Genomic DNA, 25,634 nt, shown 5'->3' with positions numbered 1-25,634 from the left:
GATTCAGACATGAAGAATTTGATCCAGCCGGGGAAGTCGATCGACGTCGCCGCGCCTGCCGGTGGCGTTATATCCGGCAACATCGTCGTCATCGGTTCGTTGGTCGGCGTTGCAGCATCAACGGTGGCGCAAGGCGAACTGGTGGCCATCTCCACCGAAGGCGTCTTCGAATTGCCGAAGGTTTCCGCGCTCGCCATCGCTACCGGAGACAAGGTCTACTGGGATGCTGTAGCCAAGAACGTAAACAAAACGTCGGCGGGCAATACGCTTGTCGGCATCGCTGTTGCGGATGCGGCAAACCCCTCCGCGACCGCGAAGATCAAGCTCGGCGCGACCACGGTTTAATCCGATGTCCAACATCTTTGAGCGGCTGGCAAAAGTCAGCCGCTCCACAGTCGAGCGCGTCCACGGCAAGGATGTGACGATCTTTCCGATCTCCGCGAAAGATCCCAACGCATCAAGGCGGCTCTCATCTTCCGAGGCCTCTTATCTCTCATCGGCATGCTTCTTCGAAAACACGCTGATCGAGAACGATGCCAAAGCGCAGCCGCTGACCGGCATGGGAAGGCTCGCCAATCGCGCGCTGCAGATTCAGGCGTCCATTCGCCTCATCGACGGCATGCCGCTCAGACCAGGCTTTTTCCTTCGCCGTGAGGAGGATGGAGCGATCTTTTCAATTTCTCGGTTTGACCCTGATGGGCTTGGGACGGTTCTGGCCGTTCTCGTAACCGAGCAAGCTTTGCCCGAGGCGTGAAATGCTGGCAGCTGAAGCCCTGAGACTTGCCGCAATCGAAGTCCTCAGACCCACTGCGGCGGTTGAGGCAGGCACGGGGTTTCCGACACTGGCGGGCTTGAATGTGCTGGATAGCCGCGAAGTCGCCGTCGAGGACATCGATCGCAGCAAGCCATACACGCCGATCCTCGTTCTTCACACGACGGAGGCCGGCGTTGCGCTTCGGGGCCCGCTGGCTTCGGCCGGTGATGTGAACGCAGACGCCGTGCTTGACGTGGTCGCCGAGCTGGCTGTGGTCGAGCGGGATGCTCAAAGCGAGTTTGCGTTTGTCGCGGAAACAGACCCGGAGTCACGTCTCGTTCTGGCCGCGCTCTGTGCGCAGGTTCGATATCTGCTCGAACAGAGCCAGGCGGGAGTAATGTGGCGGCGTCTGGTTCGGCGCATCATCAATATAGAGTATCAGTCGTTCTCAGCTCCGGATGTAGGATTGCGCCTTCAGCGCACGACGATGCGATTTCACTGCGAGATCCGCGATGACAATTTCGAGGTTGCGGGCCTGCCGGAACCTCTTGCAAGCGTCTACGCACAATTGCCGGCGCAGTCCTATGCGAAGGCCAAGCTTGCTGCGCTAGCAAGCCACTTTTCTCCAGACGTGCTTCCACCGCTGGATCTCGTCACCATCGATACCGGGCCGAACTCGCCCACCGCACAAGTCGATTTCACCTGATCATTCGGAGGGCCCGATGACCACTCTTTATAAGCCCCGCGAAGAGGGCTTGCGTATCCCTATGCCCGGCCAGCAGGGCGATTGGCCAGCCGATGGGCATCCCGTGAATTTCGCCAGTTCTTACGAAGCGCGGCTTGTGAAGTCTGGCGACCTCGTCAAAGTCGAAACCAAACCCGCGCCGAAGGACCCGGCCGGCAAAACCGGAGGCTCGAAATAAATGGCATCCAACATTCCTGCCAATCTGACGGCACCACTCTTCACCTTCGACGTGCAGAGCGGTGGCAACTTCGAGGCCGAGAACCGATTCATCATCCTCGGTCATGGCCTTGCGGGCGGTTCGCTTGCGGCCGACAGCATTGCGCTCTGCAACACAAAAGAGGACGCACGCCGTCTCGCCGGTGCTGGCTCGATGCTGGAATCCCAGTTCATCGCCGCCCGTCGAAATGCGCCGGCGCAGGAGATCTGGATTGGCCGCGTCGCCGATACGGGCACGGCTGAAATTCGCACCATCACGGTCGGCGCAGTTCCCGCGGCTGGTGGTCATGGCGTACTGCAGATTGCCGGGGAGTCTGTCTCGGTCGAGATCCCGGCCGGCGCTAACGCAAACGCTGTCGCGGCATCGCTCTCTGCCGCTATCAATGCCTACTACAATCGCCTGACTGGCCGGTCGCTTCCGTTCACGGCGACCGCCGCGACCAATGTCGTCACGATCACGGCGCGACACAAAGGCACCTATGCAACGGGCCTCGACATCTATGTGCCGGTGCTCGATACCGCCAACGCCTTTGCCGGTCTGTTCACCTTTGCCACCACGACGCCCGGCGCTGGGGTGCCGTCCGTGGCCAACGTCCTCGCGGCGATGAACGATGATCCCTTCGAGATCATCGTTTCGGCTTTCGGCGATGCAACCAACCTTGGTTTGCTTGACGCTTTCCTGAATACGGTGTCCGGACGCTGGTCCTATGCGCAGCAGCTCTATGGCCATGCGTTCTATCCGAAGGCGGATACCACGTCGAACCTCGCGACCTTCGCGCTGGCACGTGATACCTGGCACCTGACCATGATCCCGGCTCTGGCCGGCGGGGGGAACGGGACGCCCGACTATCAGTGGGTTGCAGCATTCGTGGCGAGGATCGCGCCGTGGCTTGGCGGTGGCGCCAACGGCGATGTGTCGCGCAACCAGACCGGACTTGTCGTTCAGGATGTCCTTGCCCCGCGCGACCGTACTTACTGGATGGACTACGCCACGCGCGACGCGATGCTGAAGAACGGCGTTTCCACCTGGTCGGTCAATCGCAATGGCGACGTGGCGATCGACAAGATCATCACCCACCAGCAGACGACGAACGGTGCGCCGGACACGACGTTCCGGGACATTCAGTCGGTCTATCAGGTGACATACGCGTTGAAGAAGTTTCGCGCCGACCTTGCCTTCGAGCATTCGAACAAGGCGCTGGCGCAGGACAATCCGGCTAACCTCGACGCGATCACCACGCCGAAGGATATCAAGGCGACGCTGTTCCATACGTACCAGTCGATGCCAGGTGTTCTGAAGAACTCGGTGTCGGTCCTGCCTTACATCGTCGTCAACATCGACCAGGACAATCCGAACCGGGTCAATGCGCAGCTGCCGATGGATCGCGTCAACGCCCTCGATATCCTCGCGGGTCTCGCCAACGTCTACAGCCAGTTCACGACCTCTGCAGCGACGGCGTCTCTCTGACGCCGTTTCCCTTCGCATCCTTTCGGCAACTCTCTTTTTAAGGGGCATATCCCATGGGTAATGATTTCGGCGGGCGCATGACGGTGCGCCTTTCTACCGGACAGACGCTATCGCTGCGCGGCACCCTCAACCTCAACCCGTCCGGTCAATCCAACGAAGCTATCGTCAATCAGGATGCCTCCGTCGACCGGGTCGGGACCGTGCAGGCACGACGCGCCGAACTGAACTTCTCGGCAAGGGCATCGACTATGATGCTCTCATGAAGTCGGATCGGTTCAACGTCACCTTCATCGAGGACTTCACCGGCGTGACGCACTACTACACGAACACCTTCGTGGTTGGCGATCCGCAGATCAATCGCATGAATGGCGAGGTCACCGGCTGCTCGATCTCGGCTGAAAACTACAACCGGGATAACGGCTGATGGCGAACGTCGAGGTTCCGCTTTCCAAGTCATATAGCGCTCATGACAAGCAGTTCTCGAAGATCACGCTTCGAGAGCCCCGCTATCATGAGATCTATATGGAGGGCCGTGGAAAGCCGCGCGAGTGGCAGCCTAGCCCGCATGGTCCTGTCGTCGTCACCTATCCTGCGGTCGTTGATTCTTATCTGCAACAGATCATCGTCGAGCCTGGCTACGATTGCATCGCGAATCTCAACCCGGTGGACTCTCTGGCTTTGGAGAAAGCAGTTCTCGATTTTTTTCCAATCTAGGCGACCTCGACAAGGTTGCCGACGGGTTGGTCTTCAAGTTCGGCTGGCCGGCCGAGCGGGTTGAGATGATGACCCCGAGCCAACTGTACTACTGGGCTTGGCGTCTCAAGGATTTTACTGAAAGGATCAAGTCGTGACGCGTACGGTTGAAGCGCAGCTGCGGATCTCCGCCGTCGACAAGACGGGGCAGGTGTTCAAGTCTGTCGCCGGCAAGATGGGCGAGATCAATCGTCGTGCCGACGCGCTCAATCGCCAGCAAAGCGCGCTGGCCCGAGGTTCGCAAGCTGCCTATGGGGCCATGCTCCGCTATGCCGCGCCCGCTGCTTTGGCTTATGGCGCCAAGCGGGCGGTGACCGATTTCGCAGCTGTCGAGCGACAGATGACGCGCATCGGCATCACCGCCAATGCCAGCGTCGAAGAAACCAATGCTGCCTTCACCCGACTCCAGGATATTTCCAAGCAGGTCGCTCTGCCGGTCGACGACGCGATCACGGCGCTCGATACGCTGGTGGCTTCGGGCCTCGACCTGAAAGAGGCGATGGATTTCCTGCCGTCCGTCTTGAAGACCTCGCAAGCCTCGGGTGCGGCGACGGAGGATATCGCCAATACCGCCATCAAGGCGGCTTCTGCGCTGAAGCTGGAAACCAGCCAGATGCAGCACGCCTTCGACATCATGGTAGCGGGCGGCAAGGCCGGTCAGTTCGAACTGAAGGATATGGCGACCTATATCCCGGATCTCGCCAATTCCTTTTCGTCGCTTGGTTACACTGGCGAGGACGGCCTGAAGAAGCTAGTCTCGATCCTGCAGACGATCCGCGAGGACACCGGGTCTGCTTCATCTGCGGCGACCTATGCGCAGAACGTCTTCGGAAAGATCTATTCGCAGGACACCGCGACGAAATTCTCGAAAATGGGTGTCGACCTCCGCAAGGAACTCGATGCAGCCCGCAAAAACGGCGAGGATACCGTTGCTGCCTTCGTCCGGATCTCGAAGGAGGCAATCGACGGCGATCTCAGCAAGCTGCCGTTGCTCTTCACCGATGAACAGTTTCGCCTTGGCATGCAGTCGCTGATGACGAGCGCCGACAGCTATGAAAAGTTCCTCAAGACAGTGAACAGTTCGGAAGTCGACGGCACGGTTTTCCGCGACCTGGCGCGCGTCACTGGCGACACGCAGTCCAGCATCGACAAGCTGTCGAGCAGCTGGGACAAGCTGATGAACAGCATTGGCAAGGGCGTCGCACGGCCCGCTGTTCCGGTCATGGATGCGATCTCGAAGGATGTCGATTACGGCGACGCGGTGCGCTCCTCGCTGAAGGATCAGGGTAAAGGCTACTGGGCGACGGAAACGTGGATGGCGATGAACCTTCCATTCGGTTCGTTTTCGCATAGCGCCGATGCGGACAAGCTGGCGTTGGCGGGTGGCTATCGCGATCCGGACTTTCTGCACCGGATGCGCCAGGGCCCGAACATGCCACAGGGGCCGCATATGCCGGAGTTTCCCGGCGGTGACCGCAATCTCGATCCTCGCAAGCTGCCATCTACAGGCGTGCCTATGCCTGGCGCGCGACCCTCGGTATCGCCTTCGATTGTGGATATTTATGGACAGTATGCCCGCAGCCGCATGACGGCAGAGCAGTCTTCCGGCGTGGGCCCCCAGGTCGCGGGAATGGCGTCGCCGATCGCTCCTGGACTGTCGTCGTGGATGGAAAAGTTTTTCCGCATGCCCTCGAAGGAAGAATTCCAGGATGCCCTGAAGGTCGATGCTACTGGTCTTAAGGAAGGTGGCGACGAAGCAAGGCAGAAGGTGGCGGACGGTGGCCGTGAGGCCAGCGATTCGATCAAGCAATCTGCAGCCTCATTGACCGAGGCCGGCAACAGCGTCAGCTCGTCCATTCTGGCAGCGGCGAAAGAGCTTGCTGCAGCGGTGTCGGGGCTCGCGCGGGCGGGCGCTTATAACAGGCCCGGCGTCAACGCGAACACGGGCCGCTCCATGCCGCCGCAGGCGGGTGCACCGGCTGGTGGCAGCGGCGGTGGTGGGTACTAAGGAGGCGTCATGCGCGACTGGACAAAAACCCTGCGCCGCGCCAGCTATCGTGGCGTCGAATTCTGGGTCGACTACGAGGACCTGTCCGGAGGCAAGCGGCTCGCCATTCACCAATATGCAGGTGGCCGGCAAACTCTTGTCGAGGAGCTTGGGCTTGCGACCACCGCTTACGGACTGACGATCTATTTCGTGAGTGACGTGGCGGATGCCGAGGCGAAGTTGTTCTCGGCTGCCATGCTATCCGATGGTCCCGGTTACCTGATCCTGCCGATCGACGGCGGGATGATGGCGACAGCACAAGACTTCCGCCGCTCGCGAGAGCAGCTGCGAAACGGCTACATCGGCTTCGATGTGACCTTCATTCCTTCTCTGACAGATGGTGGCCGGGCGCTGTCGATCGGAGATGTCAGTGCGGCAGTCGCCAGCGGTTTTGCTGCGGCCGCAGCCCAGTTCGCAAAACTCTTCTGATCTTAGAGGTTGATGATGGCGGCAGATAGAGACACGATCCTTTCGTGGCTGGCGGACCTTTCTGTCGCCATCGTCACGGATATCGACGATCTGGCAGATGTCTCGGCACGCATTGCGATGGCTCCGGATCTCGACGCCGATGCCTTCGCCACTGAGGCGTTGTCGCTGATGCGGGTGATCGCCGAGAGTGTCGACGAGCCTGCGGACTTCGATCGACTGGCCCAGCCTGTTGTTGCTGGCGGACTAACAGCCGATGCTATTGCCGTCATGGTTGGCTTGGGCTTGGCTGTCGCCGGTTGCCGTCCTGATTGGCCATCTCGGCCGGTGGCGCGCCGGGCTCGTTCTCGCGTTTCTGCTGCAGGCGAAGCTGCGACTGTCGCGATCGACAAGCTCGGCGGTGACGGTGCTGACCTTTACACCTGGTCGACATCGGTTACCGCGATTTCCGTTCGGGTGATTTCCGATCTCGCCGCTGATGCCGCGCCTGTAATCAAGGTCGAGACAGGCATTTCGATGCCGTCGACGGTGCTGGCTTACCAGCTCTACGGCGACGCGAACCGGGCCGAGGGGCTTGTCGATATCGCCGGCTCCGCAACGCCGTTCGTCATGCCCGTTCTGTTTGATGCTTTGGCCTCCTGATGCTTGAGAAGATCACGATCGACGGCTTCCCGCTTTTCAAGTCCGTCACCATCAATATGTCAGCCGAGGAGGCAGTGCGGACGGCGGAAGTAACCCTCGTGCCGCAGGGCGACGGCGTGCCAGTGGTGCCGGGGCTGTCGACCATTATCAAGGCTGGCAAGGATCTTCTGCTAACCGGTTACGTCCGTGACGTTCGTCCGTCGCATAGTGCCGACGAGCGATCGCTGACAGTGACGATCTGTTCGCGGACTGTGGATGCGACAGAGTGTTCGGTCGAGCACCCAACTGGCGAGGTGTTGGAAAAGGACCTCGCAGCGATCGCCAAAGAATTTGACGGACTCGGGATAGGCGTGGAGAGCGATGGCACCTTGCCGACAGAGCCGCGCCACAAGCTGCATGTCGGCGAGACATTGTTTTCGACGATCGAGCGACGCGCACGCGGTCGCGGCATCCTGATCTACGATACGCCAAAGGGAAAGCTGAAGCTCGCGACGAAGCCCGAGGGAACCCATCGCGGAGGACTTTTTTGGGGCGTCAATATCGAGCAGGCATCATCAGAATTGACCGAGCGCGGTCGCTACAGCGCTGTCAAAGTGCGTGGCCAGGCCAGCGAAGGAACTAGCAAGCAACAGCTCCGGGCGGAGACAACGGCCCGCGACGTGAGCGTGTCCCGCCCGCGGCCACTGATCCTGCCCCATGAGGGCGAAACGACTGTCGATCGCCTGAAAAAGCGTGCCGACTGGGGCGTCAAGCGCGGTGCAGGCTTTGCCTCGACCGCCACTATCACCGTCACCGGATGGCGCGACGAGGGCGGGATGATCTGGAACCGAAACTGGCTCGTCTATGTCCGTGACAGCTGGATCGGCATCGAGGGCATGATGGTAATCAAAGCAGTCTCGCTCACGCAGGACAGTGAAGGGCAAGGCACAGTTGCCGTTCTTTCACTGGCTGATCCTCGTGCGCTTGGGGGAGAGAACCCGCGTGGCAAGACGGCCGGTGCCTATTCTGCGCCCGGTGCTATCTCGGTGGAGTACGAAGACGAATGATCGGCAAACGCATCGAACTCGACGGCAACAATGTGGAGAAGGGCGGGCAGCAGTTCGTCACTGGCCGAGCCCTCAAGTCCGACGGCTATACGAACATCCATCGGATTGAGCCGCACGGATTTTCCTCCATGCCGGTCAAGGGAGCAAAAGCGCTCTTGGTTGCTCCGAACGGTGACGCGGATCAGGCTTTTGTTTTCGGGGGAGAGCATCCTGGATTGAGGCCATCCGATCTGCCTAGCGGAGCGACGGCCATCTACGACTCGAGCGGAAATATCATCAAGCTCATCGGATCGGGGATCGTTATCCAGTCCGGCGGCGTGAAGATGGTCATCTCTCCGGATGGCGTGGCCATCACCGGCGGCACGATCACCCATAACGGCAAGAACATCGGGGACACGCATATCCATGGCGGCGTCGTTCCTGGTGGCGGCACGACAGACGTTCCTGTCTAAGGTGGACTTAAACCATGCTGAAGATCATTCCGGTCGACGACGCCGAGGAGTCATACCGCGCACCTGATCTCGGCTGGGACGGTGCCGTCGGCGACGTCATCCTCAATCCGCTCTCGCATCCTGAGGCGCCTGGCGACTTGCGTTCTGAACAGGGTCTCGCGACACAAGTGCTGATCTGCCTGATGACCGATCGGCGGGTTGAGCAAAGTGAGCTGCGAGACGGTGACGAGAACCGCGGCTGGTTTGGCGACAGCTTTGACATGATGGAAGGCGAAACGCCGCTCGGCTCCCGCCTCTGGCTGCTGCGCCGCTCGGCGCTTTACCCCGGAATCGAGGTCAAGGCCGAGGACTACGCAAGAGAAGCCTTGCAGCCGCTGCTCGACCAAGGCGCCGCCACACGGGTGGAGGTGACGGCCATCGCCGGCAGCAACCGCCTCGACCTGTCCGTCTCCCTCTACGGGCAGAACGGCTCGCATGTCTACAACTCGCAATTCGAACTACTTTGGAGACAGATTGATGGCGTGGCAAATCCGCTCGCTCCCTGATGCTTCTGCTCGTGTGCGAGGTGCGTTCCGCAAGTACATGCCAGGAACAGACTCTGCGCTTCTGAACAACTTCGTGACTGTGCTCGGCAAGGTGCTTGCCGGCATGGCGCACGAGTTTGAACTGCGCATGGCTTGGCTCGCCAAACAGATGTTTCTTTCCTCCGCGACGTCGGAGCAGTTCATCATCCAGCTTTGTTCCGATGTAGGCATTTATCGAAAGGCGGCTTCCAAGGCGACCGGGCTTTCAGTGACAGGTACGGGTTTGCCGGAGGCGACCTACCCGGCAGGTATTCGCTTTATCTCGGGTAGCAACACCTATCTTTCGTCCAATCCTGCGACGGCGGACACGCTCGGCAATGTGAGTTTTCCGGTCGTTTCCGAGACGGTCGGAGCGACAGCCAACCGCGACGCAGGCGGTTTGCTCGCTCTGGCAGACCCAGTTCTTTATCCGGAGCTTTCCACCATCTGGACGGTTGGTGACGCAGGGATCGGCGGTGGCGCCGATGTCGAGAGCATCGAAGAAATGAAGGCGCGCGGTCTCTACCGCAAGCAGAACCCGCCAGGTGGCGGCAAGCTGACAGACTATGAAGATGTCGTTCTGTCGGTTCCCGGTGTGCTCAAGGCTTGGGCTTTCCGTGATCCTTATGCGCCGGGGTTTCTTGTCGTCCTCTTCCTGTTCAAGGGTCGGCCCAATCTCATACCAACGGCGGGTGACGTCCTGGTCGTGCAGTCGGCGATCGATGCGAAGCGACTGATCAGGATCGATGACAGTGTTGCAGCAGCTCCCGTCGCTTTTCCGATCGATATCACCATCAACGGTCTTAGGAGTGACACGGCTGATGTGCGCGCGGCAATCGCTGCCGGGCTGACGGACATGCTTTACGACAGAGGCAGGCCCGGCATTGCTGGCGACACCTTCACCCTGTCCTTGTCGTGGATTGAGGAAGCCATCTCGACGGCAACCGGAGAGGATCGACACGTGCTGGCGTGGCCGCTCGACGACGTCACTTTGACCAACGGGAAGTATCCAGTCCTCGGGGCAATCACCTATGGCGCGTAACAGTTATCAAAGCGTCGTCACCACAGTCGGGGCTTCACCGGCGGGAGTGATGGCGCTTCCCGATCCCTATGACGCATTGGCGAGCCCTGAAAACGACGACCTGCTCGGTGCATCGTTGTCGATGTGGCCGACTGGTGCAGCCTGGGGCACGCCGGACGGGCAAGCGATGTCGCTTTCGTCCACACTTGCCGGGCTGACGCGCGTCATGGTTGACGGCTTCGTCTGGCTCTATGGCCGCGCATGGCAGCTTGCGCGACAGGCGACGATGTCCGGCGTCAGCGAGACGCTTCCCGAATGGGAAAGGGACTATGGGCTGCCGGAGTCTTGTTTCGTTGGCACCCAGACGACAGCACAACGGCTGCAAGCGCTGGCCCGAAAGGTATCCGGCATACCCACCTTAAACCCGGCGGAGTTCGTAACGCTGGCGGCGGACTACGGCTTCACAATTGAGATCGAGGAGCCGGCGCTCTTCCGCTGCGGTTTTTCCGAGTGCGCGAGCGGCCAGCATGTCGGCGGTTACACCGACGAAACCTTTTGGATTGTCCGCGTTCCAGGACAGGGCATCTCCTATTTCGAGGCTGGCGCCGGGCGGTGTGGCGACGATCTCTTGTTCTCCTTGGGGGAGACAGCAGAACTCCTCTGCCTGCTTCGCAAATACGCTCCCGCCTGGAGCCTGCCAGTGCTCGGCGAATGGGTCGAAACGGCGCCGCTCGTTGACGAGAACGGCACGCCGCTGACCGACGAATACGGCAACGAAATTCTCATCACCCTTTAATCGCAAGGGATATCCCGCATGCAATATATCCAGCCTTTCGGAAACCCCGACACGAATGCATCCTATATCGACCGCAACAGCTCGGCTGGCCAAGCTGGTTCGGCGGTGCCGGCCGCTGCCATCGAGCATCCTATGCGCGAGATCGCCGCTGTCATCGCAGCCGGCGGCTTAACGCCGTCTAGGGCCGACTTGACGCAACTGCTGCAGGCAATCCAGCATCTGATTTCGGCGGCGACCGGTGGTGGTGACACGAGCAATTTCGTGCTGATGCCGCAGGCGCGGGCTCGCCTGCCGATCTTTCCGGAAGTGTTGACATCTGATGGCATCATTCCGGTCATCTCGCCGGCGGCCGGCGCCGTTCGGGTACCTGCAGGTTATGATTTTCTCCATCGCGGCATCTATGTCACCACGACGGCACAGACCGACTTCGCGACGGTTGCCAGTAAAACCTACCATCTGCGCTGGCGGTTATCGGGTGGCTTTGTCCTCAAAGATCTGGCGGATGTGGCCTACAATCCCTCAGCTGCGGCGGAGACTGCGGTCACCTTCGATTCGACATACGACGACATGTTAGTGGCGCGCGTCGTGACCTCCGCCGGTAACGTGCCGACGATCACCAATCTCATCAACAAGAACGTTTTGACGGCAAGTGGCGAGGCATTGGCTCCTGGTACGTTTGGAGCGGGTTTCGGCAGCTGGGAAGATGCGACTATGCCCTCGGCGATTGTCAATTTCACGCCCGTCGCAATCAACTTTGCTCGTAGGCCGGATGCGTATCTCTCGGCCTTCAACGACTTCTGGGTCAAGGATACGACAGTCGCGGCCGATGAGCGTAACGTTGGCGTTCGTGCTCGCAACCGGTACCAGGTTGAGCTTTGGGCGCAGGGGGATAGTGACATGCGCATCGCCTGGGCAGCGAGGGCGTGACCATGGGAAAAATAATCTCGGACCTGAATCCGACCATTTCCCCGTCGCGTACGCACGAACTGGCGGCGATGAAGGACAACACCACTGTCAAGCTGTCGGTGGCGCAAATTATCGGTCTCATTATCAAAGCCGATTTCATTTCGAAGTTCGGGGCGGCGGACGTCACCTTCGCGCCGGCCGGCACTATAGCAGCGGCGAATGTGCAAGCGGCACTTCAAGAGCTCGACAACGAAACTCAAGCTGCGCTTTCCGCGCTTGGGCTTGCGAGGGTTGGCGTCGTCAAGACCCAGGTCTTTAACGCGTCCGGCACGTACACCCCGGATTCTAAGCTTCTTTACGCAGTAATCGAGTGTATCGGTGCTGGCGGGGGCGCTGGCGGTGCAGCTAATAACACTCAAACCGGTGCGTGGAATGCCTCGGGCGGTGGAGGTGGCGGTGCTTACTCTCGTAAGACTGTGACAAAAGCGACCATTGGCGCCTCACAAGCCGTTACCGTGGGTGCGGCGGGTGCCAATGGCGCGGCAGGAAATAACAATGGCAACAATGGTGGAGCCTCAAGTGTGGGCACCTTGTGTGTCGCAAACGGCGGTGGGGGTGGTTTCGGCGCAGCGGATGGCGGTGCTGGCGGTTCCGGCCCCGGAGCGAGCACAACAGGCGCAGTTGGTGATATTACTTTGCAAGGCGGTAACGCTTCAAATGGTCGAAACGGGTCTGTCTCCGCATTCTTCAACGCTGGCGGTTTTGGCGGTGCCTCTCCGGTATTCGGAACGCAGACCCCAAGCGGCCCACCGGGCACACCTGGTTCCGCAGGTCGGACGCCTGGTTCAGGGGGTAGTGGAGCGTCCAGTTACAACAGCGCCGGAGCAAATGCTGGCGGAGCCGGATTCGCGGGTATCGTCATCATTACCGAATATTGCTACGCGTAAGAGGTCGCGCCATGTTCTATTGCAAAGTTGAAAATGGGGTCGTGACGAACCGGGCGGTGTTCGATGAGGAGATGCCGGACGATTGGCCCGACCGCGATACCTGGCATCAGGACGACGAAGCGCAGATCGGATGGGCTTTCGAGAACGGCGCATTTGTTGTTCCGACTTCGGAGCCTCCCACGCTTGACGATCTAAAGGCGTCGAAAGAATCGCTGACGAACGCCAGGGTCTCCGCCTTTTTGAACCAGGGCGCACCGGTTTCCAATAGCTTGCACGTTGCTCTCGACGACAGCAGCCGAGCCGACATGGGCGCCATGGCAACGACAGCCCTGGCGGCCGCTGGCGGCGCAGTGCCGTGGCCCGACAGCTATGTGCAAGGCTGGATAAGCATCGAGAATACTCGCATACCGCTTCCCACACCATCAGATGGGCTCGCATTGGCGGCTGGCGTCGGTGACTATTATGCACGGATTCGCCAAAACGGACGCACTTTGAAAGACGCGGTCATGGCGGCTGCGACTGAAGAAGCGCTCGCCGCCGTCGACCTTGATAGCGGCTGGCCGATAACCAACTGAGAGTTCAAGCCATGTTCTGGAAAATCTTCCGGCTCGCGCCGTTCTCGGTCGCGGCCTATCCCTTCCTTATGCCTATCTCTTGGCTGGTGACGCTGACCGCGTGGGCTCTGTCCCGGTGATATCAGGCATCTCCATGGCAACCGGTAAGAAGGAGGTCGGCGGCTTGCTCGCCTATCTCTACACCCACGACGCCAGCCTCGATGGCGGGATAGAGCAGTCGATCGACGGCTACGATCCGAGCGCCAAGGGCTTCAAGCTTTGGTGGCAACGGGTCTGCTGGATCTGCCGCAATCCCGGTGGCCGGTTCAATGGGTTCGTGCTCGGTTATCTTTCGGACGGCTCAAAGCTGATCTTCAAGAGCGGCGAGCCTTACCCGCCTGTGTCCTACTGGACCGTGATCGAACTGAAGAGCGGTCGCCGCATCTTTGGCTATCGGCACAAGGGCCGTTGGTTCGGGTGGAGCACGAAGCCATTGCGGGTCGCTATCTGCTCAAGGCCAAGCCTCTCTAACACCCAATACAATCTGGAGCGTCCTATGGACCGCAAGCATTTCTTCGGTGCTGTGCGAACGTCGATCTTTGGCGGCTCGCTTACGTCATTTCAAGTTCAGGGGATGGAAGCGCTGCTGGATGCCTGCGCCGAGTTGCAGGTGCCCGATCAGCGCCACGTTGCCTATATCCTCGCCACCCCAATGATCGAGACCGGCGGTTCGTTTGTGCCTGGCGTCGAAAGCCTCAACTATTCTGCCGCGGTGCTGAAGAGCAAGTTCTCGGGCCGCATATCGGCCGCGGACGCCGACCGCTTTGGACGAACGTCACAGCATCCGGCGAATCAGCTCGAGATCGCCAATCGCATCTACGGCAGTGACTGGGGTCGCATGCATCTCGGCAATAACGCAAGCACCGATGGTTGGACGTTCCGGGGTCGAGGGCTTTGCCAGATAACCGGCCGCGCGAACTACGCCAAGTTCGGCGTGGTTAGTGATCCTGATCGTGCCGCAACCCTCCCGACAGCAGCCATCATCATGGTTCGCGGGATGCGCGACGGATCGTTCACTACCAAGAAGCTGGCCGACTATTTGAATGACGCTGGCACGGACTACGTGAACGCTCGCCGCATCATCAATGGCCTGGATCGGGCGCAGGAGATCGCCGCATATGCAAAGAAGTTCGAGGCAGCGCTCCATGATTAGCTACATCAGGCGCAGCACCCTCAAGCGTGAGGCGTCCTCAATTCTCATGCTGTGGCTGCTCGGCATGTCGACCTATGTCATCATCGTCAGCAGCGAGCCGATCAAGGTTCAGATCCTTGAGAGTTTCATCTATCCGATCGGCATCATCTTCGCCGGTGCGTTCGGTCTCGACTGGATCAGCAAGCAGACGACAATCGCCGGTCCCAAGGCGACCAAGAAAGATGAGGGGGCGGGTTGATGCTTGCGTTTCTCGCCAGCCCATTGGGGAAGATCGCCGGGGTTGCTCTGATCGTCGCGGCAGCTTTCCTCGGCTTCCGCTTGTGGCTCTTCTCGCACGATAAGGCGATCCTCTCTGGATATGTCCTGCTGTCCGAGAAGACAGCGGCGGATGCAAAAGCCGCCGAGATGGAACGACAGCGCAACGCTGCCTCCCAGGCGCTGGATGATCACCGCAAACGGCTGGCTGCTGCCGAGGCTTCCGAGCAAGCTGCCAAAGATACCCTCGAGAACGAGATCAAAGCCTATGAGCTTCAGCTATCCGAGAAGAACCGTGCTTGCCTTGCTGATGCTGCCGATCGGGATTTCATCCTGCACCACTGAGCGCCTGAACAAGGCAGTGACGGCTCAGGGCCAGATCCAGGCCGGCATTGCCTTACCTGAATGGCCTGATGACTGCCGGAAGCAGGAGCCTCATGCTTCGATTGAGGTTGGCTCTGAATTGCGGTCGGTGCTTGTTCGGGAACGAGGCGCGCTCGATCGGCAGAACGCTCGGACAGGGCGCTGCGCGGCCTTATACGAAGACATCCAGACGAAGTTCGGCACTCGCTGAACCCATAGCATTTGCATTTGAAGGGGCAGGGGAATTGACGCCAACGGACGAAGGTACGATGCATCGCGAGATCGGCATGCTAACCGCAAAGGTCGACATGATCCTGGAGGGTATCCGGCGATCGGAAGAGAAGGCGGACGTCAGCCGCGCCTCGACGCATCGGCGCATGGATGAGATTGTCGACCGCGTAAGTAAGATGGAACTCTCTACGGCATCAGTTCAAGACGACGTGAAGGAAATGAAACCAACCGTCGAGGAAGTTCAGCGCTGGAAGCTGATGGGTCTTGGGGCGCTCGGCGTTATCGGTATAGCCGGTGTAGCGCTCGGCGTGACGTTCGCAGATGTAATCCGTCGCGTCTTGATGGCTGCTTTGGGCCGGTGAGTATCGAGAATTTACTGCTATTGGTAGTTGATTTTATTAGAACCACTAGCGCACTATGCGGATACATCGATAGGGGGTTTTGATGTTTCGTACTCTTCCGCTGGCAGCAGCAATCATTTTCGCGACAACTTTCCAAAGTCAGGCTGGCCTTCAAAGCTGGTCTGTCGAAAAGGAATCCGATCCCTTCTCGGGCGGCGAGAGTGTTTCGGTGAACTTCATGACAACCTTTCGCTCCGGCGTTCTCGTGCTTTGCGACAGCGCCAAGAAGGGTCTGAGGGTTCGTGCAATCCCGGGATTCGATTACGATCAGCGTCTCGCTGATTTCAAGCCGACGATGAAATTTGCATTCGACGGAAAGCTGCTCTTCACCGCTGAAGGCGAAACGGGTTCAGTCGGTAATAATCTCGCTGCATCCGAAGTCGAATTGGAAGGTGATCAGGCCAAGCTGTTTGTCGAGGCGTTCGCTTCAGCGAAGAAACAGATCGCGATTGATGACGGCATTGCCGATAAACCGCACCTTCTGACCGCCAAGGGTTCAACTACGTCTGGCTCTGCGATTGTTTCCTGTATCGAAAAGCAGGGTACCTCTTCCTGATAGTCGCACCAATCGTTTCGGCGATCGGGGTGCCATGTCTTGGCGAGCCCTTCCGCAAACGCCAACCAAAGCGTTGTCTTGTCATCTAATAGACAAATTAGAACAATCTTAAAAACGAGTCTTGACTGTCCGGATTTAATGCTCAACTGATTCGGCCAGAGGTGACGGGATGACTGAATACGTAGGTGAACATATCTCAATCCGCGACGTGTTGGTGTGCGTCGAGAAGCGCCAGGGCATCAACATGCGCCGGCACTGCACGCTAAGCGATCTGGCCTACAGCCTGCTTTACCGGTGGCCGGAAGATCATCGTGGCAAGGAATGGGTGGTTGCGCAGACCATGTGCCTTGAGGCGATGGAAGGGCACAGAGATCCAGAGCAAGCACGGGCGGCTTTCGTAGCCGCAGCGTTGGCCGCTGAGATGCTGATGGTCAAGGAAGAATACATACAGTTACGGGGCGAGAGGCGTCCCAAGGCCAATCGCGGGCAGCGGTCGCTAGACACACGGCCGTAAGCCATTGGCTGCCAGCAGCCGATCATAATAGTCCTCGACCTTCCGCATCGCCTCCCGGCCTTGGGCTTCATAGCCCTGATGCGGTAGCAGCCTCTTAGCCACTCTCGGCCCATGAGCCGACCAGAGCCACTTGCCTTTCATCGGGCCGTGCGGCTGCTTCTGAATTCGCCCAACGTCAATCTCCCCGTCAACCCCGGACCAGTCGTTATCGGTCGGCACGTCGTTGTCGTCGATCTTCGTTCGGCGCCATTTATATTTCGGATCGTAAGTGCTCATGGTCCGTAAATCTGTGAGACATCACGAAAGAAACGGATAACTATCAAAAGGGCATCTATGATGCCTCACAATTCTGCAACGTCATGATTTCGCTTACTTGTCGCACTCCGGCATGGGGCGCCATCTAAAGTGCCCTAAGACGGAAACATCTTGTCCAGTTCAGCATCAGCATCTTCGATGATGAGGTCAATCTGCAGTGCACTTCTCCGAGCCATTGAATAGAGATCATCAAGGCGCGAGTAACGAGAAGAGTAGGTATCAAAGGCAATCACATCGAGGAATGGATTGTTGTCGTCGCCGGTCCTAAGCCCTATAGAAATGCCTTCTGTTTCGTCCTCGGGTTCCTGCCACTTCCATACATGCACCCGGAATTTCCCGAATTCGGTTTTGTATTGTGTATTGGGTCCGGGCATCCACCTGATCGAGCCGTCGCGCGTCTTGTCGGACAGCTTTGGGATGAGGTCTTCAAGCGTTTTCAATTTGAATCTCCTTCCGACTTTTACCGGAAACCGCGCTTTCCCAAAGGGTCACTTCGGAAAGGAGGTCGTCTATAAGTCTATTTGCCGCTGTTTGGCTGAATTTCGGGTGGCTGATCCTGCCCCACTCGATCTGCTTATCGATTTTTCCTAGCGTTCGTTTAAGCGAATCAAGACTGTCGGCGTCCAAATCCCTAGAATTCGCGTGCAGTCTGAGTGTCCGCTTAATCGGAATGAATACGACCTGTGCAAGTCCATAGTCTCCCCGCTGAACGAGATGTGTAATGGTATTCATCTGAGCGCTTAGATAAGCGAGGTTGACGCTATCGACGTGCGCAGACAGCCTATCTACGGCGTGCTTCACATGCTCCGAGGCGCTCTTTAACTTGAGCAGCTGCCAAATTGTAACGCCGAGGCCCAAAACCCCTAGGACGAAGCCAACCCATCCGAGGACGCCCAACGTCTCGTCTGCGAGCGCGAGACATGCAATATCGTATTGTTTGCAAACGGAAATGTTCATTAAGTTAGACTTGCTGAGTGCGTTTAGGATGCATATCAGACTGCTATGCCCGCTCCAAGCGCAATGTTATCCCCACAAAGAGGTCGGCGATTTTCCATCAGCCCCTTGCCATGTTGATTTTTGTAACCTACTAGTAGGGAAAGAAAATCAACATGGCGGAAAAAGCATGATTGTTGAAACCAGCATTGTACGTGACGAGTGGAGTGTAGATGCGCGCCTTGTTGAGCTTGGCCTCGACCGGCATCTCCTTCTTGAGGTGCGCGATGTGGCGCGGAGCGCGGCGTCCAACGCTACAGATTTTCATCCAGCGAATGCTGCTGGCACATTCGCTTATCAAGAGGGATCGTGGGGCCTGCGGGACCGCTTTGTGGGCGAGGAGTGGGAAGTCGATCGCAGCGAGGGTATCGAAGCCATTCGCAACACGAAGCGTGGCCTTCGGTTGGTTTTTTCCAACGTGGACATCGCCGCTCACGATGAAAAAAAACCCAAGCCGCGCTCGCCAAAAGGCGCTGGCGCAGAACGGGCATGCATGGGCAACCTTTTCGGCGTTGATTTGCCCGAGTTTGCCAAGCTCGAAGCGGATGGCCTTGCTACGTACTATCTGATGGTCGACGAGCGCGGCGCTGCGGAGTTGACGCGTCCCGTCGTGGAGGGCCGGACCTTCAGTGCTTACGTGGAGCGCATCTATCTCTCCGATGGCTCTGACATGGAACTTGACAAACTTGCTCTGGATGATGGAGAGCGGGCAGACGATTTCGATCCGTTCGTGATCGCTCGAAGCTAGTCGGGAACGGGAATGTTCAACAGTAAAAGGCTATGTCTCGCCAGAATGCGTCGGCGGCTCACGGCAAAGGGCTTAGCCGACCTAACCAAGCTGTCAGCGATGACAATTACGCGTCTTGAGAAGGGTGACAATCAGCCCGATGAGGGTACAGTCGCTCGCATCGCCGCTGCGCTCGCCTATCCGGTAGGTTTCTTTTACGCAGACGACCCCGAAGAACTCAACACCGAAGCCGTCAGCTTTAGAAGCTTGACGAAAATGAGCGCCAGGGAACGTGATGCGGCGATTTCTGCTGGGTCGCTAGGACTGCAGCTTAGCGAATGGGTTGAGAAGCGTTTTTCCCTTCCAGCACCTAACCTATTGGACCTCAGCTACGAGACAGACGTTGAGGCTGCCGCTAGATCACTGCGAGAACATTGGGGTCTAGGTGAGAAGCCTATAGGAAATGTGATTGGCCTGTTGGAAACACAGGGCATTCGCGTTCTCTCACTCTCCGAAAATACCAGGACAGTCGATGCCTTTTCGTTTTGGCGAGATGAGCGCCCGTACATTTTTCTGAACAATTTCAAGACTGCTGAGCATAGTCTGTTCGACTCTGTGCATGAGCTAGGTCACCTAGTCTTGCATCAGCACGGTGGTCCACAAGGAAATTCGAGGGTTGCCGAGCGTGAGGCAAACGCTTTCGCCTCTGCCTTTTTGATGCCTGCGAACGACGTTCGTGCCAGAGCGCCTCGTTTCATCGATACGAGCGTTGTGATCAAGATGAAGTCGAGATGGCGAGTTTCGGCGATGGCCATGGCGTATCGCCTTCATGTTCTAGGGCGCCTGTCCGAATGGCAATATAAATCCATATGTATCGAACTGGGGAAGAGGGGATACCGAAACGGAGAGCCGAACGGTATTCAACGCGAAACTTCAATTGTCTGGAAGAAAGTGTTTGCTCAGCTTTGGCACGAGCGCGTTACGAAAAATGATATCGGTAGGGAACTTGGAATCCCCCTAGACGAACTCGATGGCCTCGTGTGGGGTCTAACGGGCATATCTGCGCCACCCCCTAAGGCAAGAGCGCTATCTGCAGTTTAACGGGCCGATTGCGGACCGTTTCAATGGACAGAAGCGGAACAGGCGCGAACAAACAAGATGCGCCTATCCCGGTTTTGCTGGGTTTTGCCGAAGCCGTCGACGTTCGGGACGGGAGGCTATCGCCGTGGCCGCTTGCTTTCTATGATTATCAAGTGGAAATTGTCGCGGGAAATTCAGAAGAGAAAAATTTGCTATATGAAGCCATTTCAGTGGACCTGCCCTTTCTGCAAGCATCACCAGGTTGCGATAGACGACACGAGCCACCACCAAGTCAGCATCTTAAGGGTCGGCCAGACGAAGCACGGCCATGTTGGGCTTGAGGTGTCTGCGCTGCGGTGCGTCAATCCCGCCTGCAACGAGATTTACGTGAAGGCGCAAATGGGGCCGTTGAGATCAAACCCGAACGGCATAATGCAGATAGCCACTCCTATACAGAGTTGGAATCTCCGGCCTGATAGTTCGTCGGTGCCTCAACCGGACTACATTCCAAGGCCGATCAGGGAAGACTACTATGAAGCGTGCCTCATTCGGGATACGAGCCCCAAGGCATCGGCGACACTAGCGCGGCGTTGCCTACAGGGAATGATCAGAGATTTCTGTGGCATAACCAAGTCACGGCTTGTTGATGAAATCAAAGAGCTGAAAAGGCAATTGGATGACGGCCATGCCCCGAAAGGGGTTGAGCCTGAGACGATCGAAGCCATCGACGCAGTCAGAGGCGTCGGGAACATCGGCGCCCATATGGAGCGCGACATCAATCAAATTGTTGAGGTCGATCCAGGGGAGGCGCAGGCGTTGATCGACCTTTTAGAAATGCTTTTTGAGGAATGGTACGTTGCACGCGAAAAGCGGTTGGAGCGACTTGCTAAGGTAAAACAAATCGCTGCCGAGAAGGAGGCCGCCTTGGCTGAAGGCAGGGCTACGTCTCAAGATCGAGGACAGAAATAAGCTGGTTCGATTTCTTAATCGCATCGAAGGCGTTGTTTTAGTCCAAAAGATACTGATACTTCGTTAGATATTCCCGCGCCCAAGGCTGCATAATATAGGGGAACGCCCCGAACGGCGCGGATATCGAGGATGCTCGAGATAAGATCCTCTTATGTTCAAGCAGGCTTACAGTGCCATTTGACAACTGCGCTGAGACTGAGGCTTCTCCGTCGTGAATAAACCGTCGTAGGACAATCTTTTCATCTGCCGTCAATTGGCGCAGCAGCCCCTTGTTTGCTTGGATGAAATACCAGTCCCAGATAGGGCGTTTCACCAAATCCCAAATTGCCCAGGCGAAATTGGTAAGGAGGGCGGCAGCAGATAGCAGGAGAAAAACACCAATCCAGATCCGATAGGTATTTCGAAATTGATCTATCCCTAGCGCCCCGGCATAGGGATCCGGCAGAAACAGGATTAAGGCCGTCGTTATGAGGATTGGCAGCGCTACCCTCGAACTGATCTGATGTGTTAGCGAAAAGATGTTCGTCAGCCAGTCCGGCATATGAGTCCCCGTGATCGTCCCTGATCAAGCGCTATCATACAAAGTCAATTGATCACAACCGAGCTTGCCAAGCAGGAAATTGGGGTTCGACTATATAGCGCGCGCTGAGCCCCAAAATGGGCCCCGAATTGAGCCACAGATTCGTTGTAGTGGGGCCAATTATTAAAGAAAAACAATTAGCGCATTCAAAGTTAAACCCTCTTCACCAGCTCCAATCTTGGGTCGAAGGCGTAATGGCATTGTTCTGCCATGCCATGCAGCGGCGTACAATGCGGGACTGCGCGGATGGCAGCGCTGAGCGTTCAGGAAAACTGGTGCTTCCAATTAGTAGGGTCAGGTCGGTGGTCCAATCACGCAGGCTGCTGGGCGATAAGTGCTCAACCGTTCCTTTTGGGTATCGCACCGGGAAGTCCCAAAACTTGGTCGGAACTAACCCCAACGTAAGTCATGCGAGCGTGTGGCGCCTTTCGTGATCTTTCGCGCATAGCAAGAAAGGTGACGTTGGTAATTCGATGAGAAGTGGTAACATGCTTTCCTGAGCACTTGGCTTCTGAGGGGGAGGGAGAATGGTTCCTCAGCTAAAACGGCACATATGGGTTATGGCGATGATAACCGCCACCACTCCATTTTTTTTCTCATCGCCAGCCCAAGCTTTCGTCGACCCTGTGACTGTAGGGATGGGAATTAGCGTCGTCCAAGGCATCGTTTCGATGGGAAACAAGGGGCCGGATCTCAATCTTGAGGCCACCCTCGCGTCATTGGAAATGTTGCGTGCCGTGCACAAGCGTCTGAATGGCATCGAGAAGGGGATCGAGACTATAATCGTTCTAGTTCAGGATTTGCCCGAGCAGACCAGAGAAATCATGAACGAAGATCGAGACATCTCCAGGTCGGAGACCGTCTTCGGCCAGCTCGACACAATGCACGGGCTCATTGATTCACTGAAGCGCGCGAAGGCTGAGGGCAAGAAGGCAAGGGCTTCGCAGCTTCAAGCAGATATCCGAACGCTTATGCTCAATCTTCGAAGCGAACGGAATGCGCTATTCAGGCGAAGTGATTTCGTCGTCCCGACAATATCAAGTGCAATGCTCATCGAAATAGCAGCGGCGCGGTCAATCAACGAGCCTGACGAAGAGATAAGCGTTATCGTTTCCGAATATGACCAGAGGTTTCGGCTGGCTGAGGGCGCAACCGTCGGAAGCCTCGTATCAATCAGAGGGCAACTTGAGGGCACACAATCGGCAGAAGAGAAGCTCATCATGGAGAGAGTTTCAGGTAAGAAGGATTCTGTAATTGAAGACGGATCTTACCCTTGGATGAGCTTCGTAAGAACAGTCACGACTCGTGAAAGGGGTAAGGTCGATTGCGGCGAACCTCGATCAGGATTACGGGTGGATAGGCCTTTAGATGGTCCCCTGCCGGGGATTGATTGCACCGGAGATATAGACGTTACCAGGCGTGTGGAGCACCAAAGTTGGAGCCGCGCGTTAAAAAAGGTGCCGATTGAAGCGGGAGATCTCTTCAAAATCGAATTGACTGAAGATGGAGGCCAGGTGATCGCTGGCGATTTGCCAGGCGCTCCCGGTACACCGGATATCAACGACGCCAGCAAACAGCATCGGACTGATCATGAGACGTTGTTGAAGGAGGTCAACCAGTTCAATTTACGAGCTGAGGCCATCCAAGGCCTTCGGGGGCTTGAGGCCGTAGTCTCGCTTAGCCGTGCACTCGCCGCGAATTGGGATAGCGGCTTGGCATCAAATCTTGCGGATCTACTAGCAGACACCAATGCGCCGAAATCCTCACTCAATAAAATTGCACAGATTGATCGCGAGATAGCGTCGGTCAAAGCCATCTCCGTTATGGAGCAGAACCGCGAGGATGCCTGGGAGGCAATCGCGGAGGCGGATGCAAAGCTTCAGGACGCGATTCAGCGGGCTAAGGCCGAGGGCTGGCGCGCCGACGTGCTGATGGGTCTTCAAGTTCTCGATCTCTCTTTGAAGACCTATCAATTAGTGGACGGCCTTCTGAGCGTACCTGAATCGGCGAAATTTACGTCGAAACCTCGTGTTTCCACGAAGAGTAAAAAGGAACGCGCTCAAATGGTTCAAAGCCCTCAGCCGCGAAATGACCGTTCAAATCGACTTACGACAATAGCGTACATAAATCAGATCTTGCTTGCAGGCGACAAAACTCCAGCCAGCGCGTGGGAGAAACTGCCGGACAATCCAACGCCGCAGGAAGCGCGCCTAATAGAGGCTATCGCCCTGCTTGATACGATGGACGCGGCAACGGCATACGGCAACGTGTCAAGTACAAGCGATGCTGATCTTTTCGCGAAGGGCGTCAGCAAGGTCAAGGAAATGGATTTTTGGGGCGCACTTTTAGTATCGGTAACTCCAAGTGAGGCCGATGCGGCCGAGCTGGATACATGGAGGACGCGAAACGAACTCAGAAGAAAAGTTAACGCGCAACTTCTCGATTATAAAGCAAAACGCATCACACAAGCTCACTAACGAGCGGAGTTTGGAACGCCTTGACCAATTTGGAGCCATCACCGGTAGCGGGATAGACGTCTGGAGGCGAGCCTTTTCCACCGCTAATCGCGAGCCAGCTCGAGCTCTTCCCACTCAAACTTGATCGATTCTAGCAGCGCTCGGCGCCGCTCCATCTCCGAGCCGTCGCCGTAGACCGGACGGCCGAACTCATGCCCCATGAGGTCGGCCTGCATCCGATCGGAGACGCCGGCGTTCTCGATGCGATCTTGAAACGTGTGGCGGAAGGAGTAGAGCGTATGAAGCCGGGTAGGGCGCAGCTCCTCCTTCTTCATCATCTTGTTGATCAGGGCAGACGCGACATCAGCTTTGTCCTGGTAGCGCGGGAAACCTTCCGGATACTGCTTCGCGGCCCATAGCGCGACGCCAACGAGCGGGATGCGGCGGATCGAATACTCCGTTTTCTGGCGCCGATCGGTGCGCTCCGCGACCTCCAGATGCGGCACCTCGTCATTGAGGACGATGTCCTGGGGGCGAAGGTTGCAGACCTCGCCGAGCCGCATACCTGTTTCGATCATGATGTAGACGATGCAGCGCGCGTCGAGGTTCATGGTCTGCAGGGCATCGGGAGCAAGGATCTTGCTCTGTATCCAGTCGACTGAGAAGGGCCGGCGCTTGTCGAGCTTGTTGGCGTTGGTTTCCTTAATCCGGCTTTTTGTCCAGACTTCCTTGTAGTTCGTGTGCAGTGCTTCATCGATCACCGTCAGCATGCCGAGCATGTCGCTGAAGCTGCGATTCGCCGTATAAGCCTTCAGGTTCTCTGTCTTCACCTTCTGGGTCCACCAGCTGCGGTAGCGGAGAATGTCAGCGCGAACGATCCGGCCAAGCTCCATGTCTTCGCCAAGTTGGCTCTTGGCGTATTCGATTGCACGCAGGCGTGAGTTCTTGTGCTTGCGCAACTGGTCGGGAGACATACCTGTCATCCCCGCCTCGTTATGCTCCTCGTAGAGCGTCCAGACATCGTTCAGGGTAGGGGCGGGCTCGTCGGCCGTTCCCATGACCGCGTCCACAATCGTCTCGGACTGGCCGAAGGCATCTTCGGCCACCGCGATGCGACGCTCGAACTCGACGAGGTCAGCTTCTCCGACGTCGGCCGCCGGCTTGTAGGTGAACCCGAGCGATTGGGCTGCCTTCAGTGCGGCCTCGTATCGCGCCACAGACGATTCCTTGCCCTCGCCATGCAGAAGGGCTTTCCAAAGCGTCTCAAGCGCCTGGTGGACGTCCTCGGCGCGGCTGAGCGCTTCCTTGTGGTTCTTCGTCTTCAGGGATTGCTTGACGTGAACGCGGCGATCGAGCGGCGCGACCTCGATCGGAACGCGTCTGTAGTACCGATAAATGCCGCTGGTGGGGTGTTTGACCACGTATCGCGAGATATCGTCATTGGCCATGAGGGGTGGCTTCCTTCGGCTTTAGTCCCGATGTAGTCCGCAATGTATCCCAAAATGTAGCCAAAACAGCAAGAGGCGGGCAAATGCAGCTCTTGATCCAGCTCGATGGCGTGACGCTAAGTGTTTGTAAACGCAGGAAAAAAGAAGGGCTGCGCTTGTGACGCAGCCCTTTTGAATCTGGCTCCCCGGGCCGGATT

34 protein-coding genes are annotated in these 25,634 nt (G+C 57.6%); 29 read left to right on the top strand and 5 right to left on the bottom strand.

Annotation, left to right across the window (positions count from 1 at the left end):
- Nucleotides 1-9: 9 nt before the first annotated feature.
- The 25 genes from AF71_RS28210 to AF71_RS28090 all read left to right on the top strand — a co-directional run bounded on the left by AF71_RS28210 (nt 10) and on the right by AF71_RS28090 (nt 16,869).
- Nucleotides 10-345, top strand: a complete 336-nt coding sequence (locus AF71_RS28210; RefSeq protein WP_169683982.1) for a DUF2190 family protein — start codon at nt 10-12, stop codon at nt 343-345.
- A gap of 4 nt (nt 346-349) precedes the next feature.
- Entirely contained in the window at nt 350-754 is a 405-nt protein-coding gene (locus AF71_RS28205) for a hypothetical protein (protein ID WP_169683981.1), read from the top strand.
- Between the two features lies 1 nt (nt 755).
- Nucleotides 756-1,460 (top strand): hypothetical protein, encoded by a 705-nt coding sequence (locus AF71_RS28200; RefSeq protein ID WP_169683980.1) that lies wholly within the window; start codon nt 756-758, stop codon nt 1,458-1,460.
- A 16-nt stretch (nt 1,461-1,476) separates the two neighbouring features.
- Nucleotides 1,477-1,677 carry a hypothetical protein gene (locus AF71_RS28195; RefSeq protein ID WP_169683979.1) on the top strand — a complete coding sequence of 67 codons (201 nt, stop codon included), beginning with the start codon at nt 1,477-1,479 and terminating at the stop codon, nt 1,675-1,677.
- Complete coding sequence (locus AF71_RS28190) at nt 1,678-3,183, top strand: phage tail sheath subtilisin-like domain-containing protein (protein ID WP_169683978.1); 1,506 nt, start codon at nt 1,678-1,680, stop codon at nt 3,181-3,183. It abuts the gene before it with no gap.
- A gap of 53 nt (nt 3,184-3,236) precedes the next feature.
- Entirely contained in the window at nt 3,237-3,446 is a 210-nt protein-coding gene (locus tag AF71_RS28185; RefSeq protein WP_169683977.1) for a hypothetical protein, read from the top strand.
- A complete protein-coding gene (locus AF71_RS28180) occupies nt 3,443-3,607 on the top strand; it encodes a hypothetical protein (RefSeq protein ID WP_169683976.1) in 165 nt (54 codons plus the stop codon). Before AF71_RS28185 ends, AF71_RS28180 begins: the two co-directional genes overlap by 4 nt.
- The gene (locus AF71_RS28175) at nt 3,607-3,897 is read left to right on the top strand and encodes a hypothetical protein (RefSeq protein ID WP_169683975.1); all 291 of its coding nucleotides are present in this window, start codon (nt 3,607-3,609) and stop codon (nt 3,895-3,897) included. Before AF71_RS28180 ends, AF71_RS28175 begins: the two co-directional genes overlap by 1 nt.
- A gap of 133 nt (nt 3,898-4,030) precedes the next feature.
- On the top strand, nt 4,031-5,944 hold the full coding sequence (locus tag AF71_RS28170; RefSeq protein ID WP_169683974.1) for a phage tail tape measure protein: 1,914 nt from the start codon (nt 4,031-4,033) through the stop codon (nt 5,942-5,944).
- Between the two features lie 9 nt (nt 5,945-5,953).
- Nucleotides 5,954-6,412: a DNA circularization N-terminal domain-containing protein gene (locus tag AF71_RS28165; protein WP_169683973.1), complete on the top strand. Its 459-nt coding sequence runs from the start codon at nt 5,954-5,956 to the stop codon at nt 6,410-6,412.
- 15 nt (nt 6,413-6,427) lie between these two features.
- Entirely contained in the window at nt 6,428-7,051 is a 624-nt protein-coding gene (locus tag AF71_RS28160; protein WP_169683972.1) for a hypothetical protein, read from the top strand.
- The gene (locus AF71_RS28155; RefSeq protein WP_169683971.1) at nt 7,051-8,097 is read left to right on the top strand and encodes a hypothetical protein; all 1,047 of its coding nucleotides are present in this window, start codon (nt 7,051-7,053) and stop codon (nt 8,095-8,097) included. Before AF71_RS28160 ends, AF71_RS28155 begins: the two co-directional genes overlap by 1 nt.
- Complete coding sequence (locus tag AF71_RS28150; protein WP_169683970.1) at nt 8,094-8,549, top strand: phage baseplate assembly protein; 456 nt, start codon at nt 8,094-8,096, stop codon at nt 8,547-8,549. Before AF71_RS28155 ends, AF71_RS28150 begins: the two co-directional genes overlap by 4 nt.
- 14 nt (nt 8,550-8,563) lie before the next feature.
- Nucleotides 8,564-9,094, top strand: a complete 531-nt coding sequence (locus AF71_RS28145; protein ID WP_169683969.1) for a phage GP46 family protein — start codon at nt 8,564-8,566, stop codon at nt 9,092-9,094.
- Nucleotides 9,066-10,154, top strand: coding sequence for a baseplate J/gp47 family protein (locus AF71_RS28140; RefSeq protein WP_169683968.1), 1,089 nt, complete (start codon nt 9,066-9,068; stop codon nt 10,152-10,154). Before AF71_RS28145 ends, AF71_RS28140 begins: the two co-directional genes overlap by 29 nt.
- Entirely contained in the window at nt 10,144-10,929 is a 786-nt protein-coding gene (locus tag AF71_RS28135; RefSeq protein WP_169683967.1) for a putative phage tail protein, read from the top strand. The genes AF71_RS28140 and AF71_RS28135 overlap by 11 nt, the downstream gene beginning before the upstream one ends.
- 18 nt (nt 10,930-10,947) lie before the next feature.
- Entirely contained in the window at nt 10,948-11,856 is a 909-nt protein-coding gene (locus AF71_RS28130; RefSeq protein WP_169683966.1) for a hypothetical protein, read from the top strand.
- A 2-nt stretch (nt 11,857-11,858) separates the two neighbouring features.
- The gene (locus tag AF71_RS28125) at nt 11,859-12,782 is read left to right on the top strand and encodes a glycine-rich domain-containing protein (protein ID WP_169683964.1); all 924 of its coding nucleotides are present in this window, start codon (nt 11,859-11,861) and stop codon (nt 12,780-12,782) included.
- An 11-nt stretch (nt 12,783-12,793) separates the two neighbouring features.
- Entirely contained in the window at nt 12,794-13,357 is a 564-nt protein-coding gene (locus AF71_RS28120) for a hypothetical protein (protein ID WP_169683963.1), read from the top strand.
- Nucleotides 13,358-13,490: 133 nt separating this feature from the next.
- Nucleotides 13,491-14,549, top strand: coding sequence for a hypothetical protein (locus AF71_RS31955; protein WP_246733837.1), 1,059 nt, complete (start codon nt 13,491-13,493; stop codon nt 14,547-14,549).
- Nucleotides 14,542-14,787, top strand: coding sequence for a hypothetical protein (locus AF71_RS28110; RefSeq protein ID WP_169683962.1), 246 nt, complete (start codon nt 14,542-14,544; stop codon nt 14,785-14,787). The genes AF71_RS31955 and AF71_RS28110 overlap by 8 nt, the downstream gene beginning before the upstream one ends.
- A complete protein-coding gene (locus tag AF71_RS28105; RefSeq protein WP_169683961.1) occupies nt 14,787-15,149 on the top strand; it encodes a hypothetical protein in 363 nt (120 codons plus the stop codon). Before AF71_RS28110 ends, AF71_RS28105 begins: the two co-directional genes overlap by 1 nt.
- 287 nt (nt 15,150-15,436) lie before the next feature.
- On the top strand, nt 15,437-15,760 hold the full coding sequence (locus tag AF71_RS28100; RefSeq protein ID WP_169684004.1) for a DUF1515 family protein: 324 nt from the start codon (nt 15,437-15,439) through the stop codon (nt 15,758-15,760).
- Between the two features lie 82 nt (nt 15,761-15,842).
- Nucleotides 15,843-16,355: a hypothetical protein gene (locus tag AF71_RS28095; protein WP_169683960.1), complete on the top strand. Its 513-nt coding sequence runs from the start codon at nt 15,843-15,845 to the stop codon at nt 16,353-16,355.
- Between the two features lie 169 nt (nt 16,356-16,524).
- Nucleotides 16,525-16,869, top strand: coding sequence for a DUF982 domain-containing protein (locus AF71_RS28090; RefSeq protein WP_169683959.1), 345 nt, complete (start codon nt 16,525-16,527; stop codon nt 16,867-16,869).
- Here the strand turns inward: AF71_RS28090 and AF71_RS28085 are convergent.
- The 3 genes from AF71_RS28085 to AF71_RS28075 all read right to left on the bottom strand — a co-directional run bounded on the left by AF71_RS28085 (nt 16,852) and on the right by AF71_RS28075 (nt 18,141).
- Entirely contained in the window at nt 16,852-17,145 is a 294-nt protein-coding gene (locus AF71_RS28085; protein WP_169683958.1) for a hypothetical protein, read from the bottom strand. The genes AF71_RS28090 and AF71_RS28085 overlap by 18 nt on opposite strands.
- A 134-nt stretch (nt 17,146-17,279) precedes the next feature.
- Nucleotides 17,280-17,624: a hypothetical protein gene (locus AF71_RS28080; RefSeq protein WP_169683957.1), complete on the bottom strand. Its 345-nt coding sequence runs from the start codon at nt 17,622-17,624 to the stop codon at nt 17,280-17,282.
- A complete protein-coding gene (locus AF71_RS28075; RefSeq protein ID WP_169683956.1) occupies nt 17,611-18,141 on the bottom strand; it encodes a hypothetical protein in 531 nt (176 codons plus the stop codon). The genes AF71_RS28080 and AF71_RS28075 overlap by 14 nt, the downstream gene beginning before the upstream one ends.
- Nucleotides 18,142-18,307: 166 nt before the next feature.
- Between AF71_RS28075 and AF71_RS28070 the strand changes: the two genes are divergently transcribed.
- The 3 genes from AF71_RS28070 to AF71_RS32315 are packed head-to-tail and all read left to right on the top strand — an operon-like array spanning nt 18,308 to nt 20,953.
- Nucleotides 18,308-18,925, top strand: a complete 618-nt coding sequence (locus AF71_RS28070; RefSeq protein ID WP_169683955.1) for a hypothetical protein — start codon at nt 18,308-18,310, stop codon at nt 18,923-18,925.
- A 12-nt stretch (nt 18,926-18,937) separates the two neighbouring features.
- Complete coding sequence (locus tag AF71_RS28065) at nt 18,938-20,005, top strand: ImmA/IrrE family metallo-endopeptidase (RefSeq protein WP_169683954.1); 1,068 nt, start codon at nt 18,938-18,940, stop codon at nt 20,003-20,005.
- A 57-nt stretch (nt 20,006-20,062) separates the two neighbouring features.
- Nucleotides 20,063-20,953 carry a DUF4145 domain-containing protein gene (locus tag AF71_RS32315; RefSeq protein ID WP_348644152.1) on the top strand — a complete coding sequence of 297 codons (891 nt, stop codon included), beginning with the start codon at nt 20,063-20,065 and terminating at the stop codon, nt 20,951-20,953.
- Between the two features lie 37 nt (nt 20,954-20,990).
- Here AF71_RS32315 and AF71_RS28055 read toward each other — a convergent pair whose 3' ends face one another.
- Nucleotides 20,991-21,494, bottom strand: coding sequence for a super-infection exclusion protein B (locus tag AF71_RS28055; protein WP_169683953.1), 504 nt, complete (start codon nt 21,492-21,494; stop codon nt 20,991-20,993).
- Between the two features lie 566 nt (nt 21,495-22,060).
- Here AF71_RS28055 and AF71_RS28050 point away from each other — a divergent pair.
- Complete coding sequence (locus AF71_RS28050) at nt 22,061-24,010, top strand: hypothetical protein (RefSeq protein WP_169683952.1); 1,950 nt, start codon at nt 22,061-22,063, stop codon at nt 24,008-24,010.
- Nucleotides 24,011-24,093: 83 nt separating this feature from the next.
- Here the strand turns inward: AF71_RS28050 and AF71_RS28045 are convergent, their stop codons facing one another.
- Nucleotides 24,094-25,437: a site-specific integrase gene (locus AF71_RS28045; protein WP_169683951.1), complete on the bottom strand. Its 1,344-nt coding sequence runs from the start codon at nt 25,435-25,437 to the stop codon at nt 24,094-24,096.
- Between the last annotated feature and the right edge of the window lie 197 nt (nt 25,438-25,634).

It is taken from the genome of Rhizobium sp. 57MFTsu3.2 (genome assembly GCF_012932765.1).
GTDB classification, from domain to species: domain Bacteria; phylum Pseudomonadota; class Alphaproteobacteria; order Rhizobiales; family Rhizobiaceae; genus Rhizobium; species Rhizobium altiplani.
This window is presented reverse-complemented; position numbering and strand designations above follow the sequence as displayed.

Excerpts from the sequence above, each read along its gene's own strand:
- AF71_RS28210 (WP_169683982.1), top strand. The coding sequence starts at position 10 with ATGAAGAATTTGATCCAGCCGGGGAAGTCGATCGACGTCGCCGCGCCT.
- AF71_RS28205 (WP_169683981.1), top strand. The coding sequence starts at position 350 with ATGTCCAACATCTTTGAGCGGCTGGCAAAAGTCAGCCGCTCCACAGTC.
- AF71_RS28200 (WP_169683980.1), top strand. The coding sequence starts at position 756 with ATGCTGGCAGCTGAAGCCCTGAGACTTGCCGCAATCGAAGTCCTCAGA.
- AF71_RS28195 (WP_169683979.1), top strand. The coding sequence starts at position 1,477 with ATGACCACTCTTTATAAGCCCCGCGAAGAGGGCTTGCGTATCCCTATG.
- AF71_RS28190 (WP_169683978.1), top strand. The coding sequence starts at position 1,678 with ATGGCATCCAACATTCCTGCCAATCTGACGGCACCACTCTTCACCTTC.
- AF71_RS28185 (WP_169683977.1), top strand. The coding sequence starts at position 3,237 with ATGGGTAATGATTTCGGCGGGCGCATGACGGTGCGCCTTTCTACCGGA.
- AF71_RS28180 (WP_169683976.1), top strand. The coding sequence starts at position 3,443 with ATGAAGTCGGATCGGTTCAACGTCACCTTCATCGAGGACTTCACCGGC.
- AF71_RS28175 (WP_169683975.1), top strand. The coding sequence starts at position 3,607 with ATGGCGAACGTCGAGGTTCCGCTTTCCAAGTCATATAGCGCTCATGAC.
- AF71_RS28165 (WP_169683973.1), top strand. The coding sequence starts at position 5,954 with ATGCGCGACTGGACAAAAACCCTGCGCCGCGCCAGCTATCGTGGCGTC.
- AF71_RS28160 (WP_169683972.1), top strand. The coding sequence starts at position 6,428 with ATGGCGGCAGATAGAGACACGATCCTTTCGTGGCTGGCGGACCTTTCT.
- AF71_RS28155 (WP_169683971.1), top strand. The coding sequence starts at position 7,051 with ATGCTTGAGAAGATCACGATCGACGGCTTCCCGCTTTTCAAGTCCGTC.
- AF71_RS28150 (WP_169683970.1), top strand. The coding sequence starts at position 8,094 with ATGATCGGCAAACGCATCGAACTCGACGGCAACAATGTGGAGAAGGGC.
- AF71_RS28145 (WP_169683969.1), top strand. The coding sequence starts at position 8,564 with ATGCTGAAGATCATTCCGGTCGACGACGCCGAGGAGTCATACCGCGCA.
- AF71_RS28140 (WP_169683968.1), top strand. The coding sequence starts at position 9,066 with ATGGCGTGGCAAATCCGCTCGCTCCCTGATGCTTCTGCTCGTGTGCGA.
- AF71_RS28135 (WP_169683967.1), top strand. The coding sequence starts at position 10,144 with ATGGCGCGTAACAGTTATCAAAGCGTCGTCACCACAGTCGGGGCTTCA.
- AF71_RS28130 (WP_169683966.1), top strand. The coding sequence starts at position 10,948 with ATGCAATATATCCAGCCTTTCGGAAACCCCGACACGAATGCATCCTAT.
- AF71_RS28125 (WP_169683964.1), top strand. The coding sequence starts at position 11,859 with ATGGGAAAAATAATCTCGGACCTGAATCCGACCATTTCCCCGTCGCGT.
- AF71_RS28120 (WP_169683963.1), top strand. The coding sequence starts at position 12,794 with ATGTTCTATTGCAAAGTTGAAAATGGGGTCGTGACGAACCGGGCGGTG.
- AF71_RS31955 (WP_246733837.1), top strand. The coding sequence starts at position 13,491 with ATGGCAACCGGTAAGAAGGAGGTCGGCGGCTTGCTCGCCTATCTCTAC.
- AF71_RS28110 (WP_169683962.1), top strand. The coding sequence starts at position 14,542 with ATGATTAGCTACATCAGGCGCAGCACCCTCAAGCGTGAGGCGTCCTCA.
- AF71_RS28105 (WP_169683961.1), top strand. The coding sequence starts at position 14,787 with ATGCTTGCGTTTCTCGCCAGCCCATTGGGGAAGATCGCCGGGGTTGCT.
- AF71_RS28100 (WP_169684004.1), top strand. The coding sequence starts at position 15,437 with ATGCATCGCGAGATCGGCATGCTAACCGCAAAGGTCGACATGATCCTG.
- AF71_RS28095 (WP_169683960.1), top strand. The coding sequence starts at position 15,843 with ATGTTTCGTACTCTTCCGCTGGCAGCAGCAATCATTTTCGCGACAACT.
- AF71_RS28090 (WP_169683959.1), top strand. The coding sequence starts at position 16,525 with ATGACTGAATACGTAGGTGAACATATCTCAATCCGCGACGTGTTGGTG.
- AF71_RS28085 (WP_169683958.1), bottom strand. The coding sequence starts at position 17,145 with ATGAGCACTTACGATCCGAAATATAAATGGCGCCGAACGAAGATCGAC.
- AF71_RS28075 (WP_169683956.1), bottom strand. The coding sequence starts at position 18,141 with ATGAACATTTCCGTTTGCAAACAATACGATATTGCATGTCTCGCGCTC.
- AF71_RS28070 (WP_169683955.1), top strand. The coding sequence starts at position 18,308 with ATGATTGTTGAAACCAGCATTGTACGTGACGAGTGGAGTGTAGATGCG.
- AF71_RS28065 (WP_169683954.1), top strand. The coding sequence starts at position 18,938 with ATGTTCAACAGTAAAAGGCTATGTCTCGCCAGAATGCGTCGGCGGCTC.
- AF71_RS32315 (WP_348644152.1), top strand. The coding sequence starts at position 20,063 with ATGCGCCTATCCCGGTTTTGCTGGGTTTTGCCGAAGCCGTCGACGTTC.
- AF71_RS28055 (WP_169683953.1), bottom strand. The coding sequence starts at position 21,494 with ATGCCGGACTGGCTGACGAACATCTTTTCGCTAACACATCAGATCAGT.
- AF71_RS28050 (WP_169683952.1), top strand. The coding sequence starts at position 22,061 with ATGGTTCCTCAGCTAAAACGGCACATATGGGTTATGGCGATGATAACC.
- AF71_RS28045 (WP_169683951.1), bottom strand. The coding sequence starts at position 25,437 with ATGGCCAATGACGATATCTCGCGATACGTGGTCAAACACCCCACCAGC.